This is a genomic window from Bradyrhizobium sp. (genome assembly GCF_049581145.1).
Lineage (GTDB): Bacteria > Pseudomonadota > Alphaproteobacteria > Rhizobiales > Xanthobacteraceae > Bradyrhizobium.
In genome coordinates this window covers 1-4,304 of record NZ_JBAURI010001163.1, presented here as the reverse complement: position 1 = coordinate 4,304, position 4,304 = coordinate 1, and the positions used below count along the sequence as shown (strand labels likewise).

Sequence of the window (4,304 nt, the reverse complement as noted above, 5' to 3'; positions counted from 1 at the left end):
GTCCCCGATTGAGCGGCGCGGCCGCGCCGTTACTCTGCTTCCCCCGCCCGGTTCCTGCGATATCGGAATCACAACGCGGGAATGAGGTATGAGTGTGGTATCTCTGGTGCGGTGCCTGCCCTCAATTTGGCGTGATGAGGGCATCTGCCTTCTTCAAGATGCGAGGATTTGATGAAGCCGAGAGTGGTGTTTGTTGCCCTGATGATCGCTGTGGTCGTGACGACGATATCGACGCGGCTTCGCGCACAGGATATTCCCGGCATCGAAATCTGCACGGTCGAAAAGACCATGGAGCGGCGCACCAGCTGCCTGCAGAGCAATGTCGACTTCCTGCAGAAGACGATCACGAAATCGTCTGGTGACCATCAGCAGAAGCTCGATGCCGCCAATCGGCAGATCGAGGGATTGCGGACGGCCGTGATCGCGCTGCAGAAGACCGTCGAGGATTTGCAGGCCACGCAAAGAAAGCTGGCCGAGGATTTGAGGAAGAAGGCCGACGCGCCGCCGGCAAAGGACGCGGCGTCGCCGGCCAAAGATGGCACGAAGTAACCGTCATTCCCTCCAGTGGTCATTCCGGCGCACGACGTGTGCTGCCGGAATCTCGAAAATCTCCGCCCCGAATGGCGCATCTGTGGCCTGCGCCTCGCGCATCCGGAAGCAAGCAAGAGCAGCCGCCCGGTCGCTTGCGCTGCTAGCAATCACGAGGGCGGGATCGGCGCGTATTCAAGTGTTCTTCTCGCCCGACATCACCGGTCCGAATCGCTCCCAGCTCTCGCCCTTGAAGCGCTCCATCTGCAATTGCTCGATCGGCGCGAAGTCGGTCGGGCTGGTCTTGATCCTGGTGCCCGGCAGATAGATGCCGAGCTCGAAATCGAGGTTGGCCGCCTGCTTCATCACGTTCTCGCGGGTGAGGTCATCGCCGCATTGCCGCAGCACCTGTTCGAGCCCCCTGGCGACGCCGTAGCCGAACACGGTGGAGGCGTCTTCCTGATCGCCTTCCGGATACCATTTGGTCATGAACGCCCGCCACGCGTTCATGGCGGGATCGTTCTTCCATTCGGGATCCTTGGGATCTTTCAGATAGGCGGTCGTGAAAATGCCCTGGTCGTTGTCGTAGCCGGCGGGCTTCATCACGCCGCCGATGGAAGCCGACACGTTGGTGAGGAAGTGCATCGGGTGCCAGCCGAGCTCGCCGATCTTCCTGATCGCTTGGGCCGCAAATTTCGGCGTCGTGATGTTGACGAAGATGTCGGGGTTGGCGGCCTTGATCTGCACCACCTGTGAATCCACCGTCGGCGCCGAGGTTTCGTAGGAGGCCTCGATCAGGATCAGCTTGTTCGCCTGATCGCCGAGCCCCTCGCGCAGGCCGGTCACGTAGTCCTTGCCGAAATCGTCGTTCTGGTAGAGCACGCCGATGGTCTTGCCGGGATAGTTCTTCAGGATGTAGGCGGCGTAGATGCGGGCCTCGGTCTGGTAGTTGGGTTGCCAGCCCATGGTCCAGGGAAAGTGTTGTGGATCATTCCATTTCGCTGCCCCGGTCGAGACGAACAGCTGCGGCACCTTCCTGGCGTTCATGTATTTCTGAATCGCGCTGTTCGAGGGCGTGCCCAGCGGATTGAAGATCAGGAGCACTTCGTCGCTTTCGACCAGCCTGCGCGCCTGCTCGACCGCCTTCGGCGGGCTATAGGCGTCGTCATAGCTGATGAAATTGATCTTGCGGCCGTTGATGCCGCCTTCGGAGTTGAGCTTGGCAAAATACGCCGCTTCGGTCTTGCCGATGGTGCCATAGGCCGACGCCGGGCCCGAATAGGGCATGATGTTGCCGATCTTGATCTCGGTGTCGGTGGCGCCCGGGTCGTAGGTCTTCTGGGCGTGGCTCGCGCTTGCCAGCGCGGTCACGAGCAATCCGGCAAGTGCGAAGGTCCTGGTGTGGCTGAAGGCTCGTCTCGGCATCATCGTCCTCCCTGACGTGCTGGCCGATGGCTCATGCCGTCTTGTCATTATGGGCAGCTTGGAAAGAGCCGTCGGACCGAATGCAGACCAACCCAGTATGCACGATTGCAGGCGCCTGACCAGCAACGGCTTCTCTGCTATTTTCTCTCACCGCGGCGGCAACGGGTTCCGGCGGCGTTGCGCAAGGACTATCAAACGCGGCCGGTGCTGAAGGCGCATGATCGGCACGCTTCGAATGAAGGCCTGATACCATGAATCCTGCCCAGAAGGCGCTCTGGTTCATCGAAAGCCATCTTGCGGGCCCGCTGACGCTGGAGGAGATTTCCAAGGTCGCGGGTATTTCGCGCTTCCACATGGTGCGGGCGTTCGCGGCCGGGACCGGATGTTCGGTGATGCGCTACGTCCGGGCGCGACGTCTCACCGAGGCGGCGCGTGCGCTGGCCAGCGGCGCCCCGGATATCCTGAACGTGGCACTGGATGCGGATTACGGCTCTCACGAAGCATTCACCCGCGCCTTCCGCGACCATTTCGGCCTCACCCCCGAAGCGCTGCGCGGTTCGGCACGCCTCGACCATCTCAAGCTGCAGGAGCCGATCCTCATGGACTCGACCGCAACAGATCATCTCGAGCCGCCCCGTTTCGAAACCGGCAAGGCCTTCCTTGTCGCCGGAATCGGCGACCGCTTCAGCCACGACAACGGCGCCGGCATTCCCGGCCTGTGGCAACGTTACCAGCAGATGGTCGGAGAGATTCCGGACCGGGTCGGGCAGGTCGCCTATGGTGTGTGCTGCAATGGCGATGATTCCGGCAATTTCGACTATATCGCCGGCGTCGAAGTCTCGGACTTTTCCGATCTGCCGCGCCGCTTCAGCCGCGTCCGCATCCCCGAGCAGAAATATGCGGTCTTTGCGCATGGCGAGCATGTCTCGACCATCCGCCGCACCGTCAACACGATCTGGAATCACTGGCTGCCGTCGTCCGGTCTGAAGGCGGCGGACGCGCCGAATTTCGAGCGCTATGACGAGAACTTCGATCCGAACACCGGCAATGGCGGTTTTGAGATCTGGGTGCCGATCAGGGGCTAGCTTGCAACGCTGCCCTGCGGCGTTGCGCGCTTGCTTGGCAAGCCCTGGCGACTTTGCCATAACGGCACGCAACGAATTCGCGTGCGGGATCGGGAATTGCAAGCCGCCTGCCGTCAATGAAAAAAGCGGGAGGTCTTCGGATGCCTGATATTCGTGTTCTCGCCACCGACCTCGAATTTCCGGAGGGCCCGGTGGTGATGCCGGACGGTTCGGTGCTGCTGGTCGAAATCCGCGGCCGGCGGTTGACCCGGATCTGGCCCGACGGCCGCAAGGAGGTGGTGGCGCACATTCCCGGCGGTCCCAATGGGGCTGCGATGGGACCCGATGGCAAATGCTACATCTGCAACAATGGCGGGTTCAGCTGGATTCCGTCGCGCGGCACCTTGATGCCCGGCGCGCCCGAACCTCATGAATATATCGGCGGCTCGATCCAGCGCGTCGACCTGCAATGCGGCAAGGTCGAGACCGTGGTCGACAAATGCGGCGAGCATCCGTTGAAGGGTCCGAACGATCTGGTGTTCGACCGGCACGGCGGCCTGTGGTTCACCGATCTCGGCAAGCGCCGCGCGCGCGACATGGACGTGGGTGCAGTCTATTACATCAAGCCGGGCATGAACGAGCTCGTCGAAGGCGTGTTCGGCATGCTGCCGGCCAACGGCATCGGGCTGTCGCCGGATGAGAACACCGTCTATGTGGCGGAGACGCCGACCGCGCGGCTCTGGGCGTTCGATCTGTCCGCACCAGGCACGGTTCGCCCACGCGACGTGATCTATCGCGGCGAACGGGGCAAGCCGATCGCGGGGCTCGGCGGCTACCAGATGTTCGATTCGCTCGCCGTCGAGGCCGGCGGCAATGTCTGCGTCGCCACCCTGATCTCCGGCTGCATTTCGGTAATCGCTCCGGATGGCTCGCTGGTGGAACAGGTGCCGACCGGCGACCGCGTCACCACCAACATCGCCTTCGGCGGCCCCGAGCTAAGAACCGCCTACATCACGCTGTCGGGCAAGGGCGAGTTGATCGCGATGGATTGGCCGCGACCAGGGTTGCCGCTGAATTTCCTGAACAAGTGAGTGAGCAGATCCCTGCACGTCATGGCGAGCCAACGGGTCGCGCCAACGCGTGCCCGATGATAAACTCCGCGAAGATTCCATGGGGGGTGGATAGCGCCGAAGTCTGAGGCCAGACTGAGGTTGCTGAAACCACTCAACCTGGAGACGACGACGTTGCTCGATCATCCTACCGACAGACTGGACGCTATCCGTACCC

General features: G+C 62.2%; 4 protein-coding genes. 3 read left to right on the top strand and 1 reads right to left on the bottom strand.

The features are described from left to right. Positions 1–201 precede the first annotated feature (201 nt). Positions 202–549 (top strand): hypothetical protein, encoded by a 348-nt coding sequence (locus WCB02_RS37100; protein WP_423966795.1) that lies wholly within the window; start codon positions 202–204, stop codon positions 547–549. A 174-nt stretch (positions 550–723) separates the two neighbouring features. On the opposite strand, the gene WCB02_RS37095 is transcribed toward WCB02_RS37100, so the two are convergent. Next, positions 724–1,953 (bottom strand): ABC transporter substrate-binding protein, encoded by a 1,230-nt coding sequence (locus tag WCB02_RS37095; protein WP_423966793.1) that lies wholly within the window; start codon positions 1,951–1,953, stop codon positions 724–726. 251 nt (positions 1,954–2,204) lie between these two features. Between WCB02_RS37095 and WCB02_RS37090 the strand changes: the two genes are divergently transcribed. Together WCB02_RS37090 and WCB02_RS37085 are read left to right on the top strand one after the other, a co-directional pair. Further along, a complete protein-coding gene (locus tag WCB02_RS37090; protein ID WP_423966791.1) occupies positions 2,205–3,038 on the top strand; it encodes an AraC family transcriptional regulator in 834 nt (277 codons plus the stop codon). A 140-nt stretch (positions 3,039–3,178) separates the two neighbouring features. Then, positions 3,179–4,108: an SMP-30/gluconolactonase/LRE family protein gene (locus WCB02_RS37085; protein WP_423966788.1), complete on the top strand. Its 930-nt coding sequence runs from the start codon at positions 3,179–3,181 to the stop codon at positions 4,106–4,108. Positions 4,109–4,304 lie beyond the last annotated feature (196 nt).

Coding starts and splice junctions, on each gene's coding strand:
- WCB02_RS37100 (WP_423966795.1), top strand. CDS start 202: ATGATCGCTGTGGTCGTGACGACGATATCGACGCGGCTTCGCGCACAG.
- WCB02_RS37095 (WP_423966793.1), bottom strand. CDS start 1,953: ATGCCGAGACGAGCCTTCAGCCACACCAGGACCTTCGCACTTGCCGGA.
- WCB02_RS37090 (WP_423966791.1), top strand. CDS start 2,205: ATGAATCCTGCCCAGAAGGCGCTCTGGTTCATCGAAAGCCATCTTGCG.
- WCB02_RS37085 (WP_423966788.1), top strand. CDS start 3,179: ATGCCTGATATTCGTGTTCTCGCCACCGACCTCGAATTTCCGGAGGGC.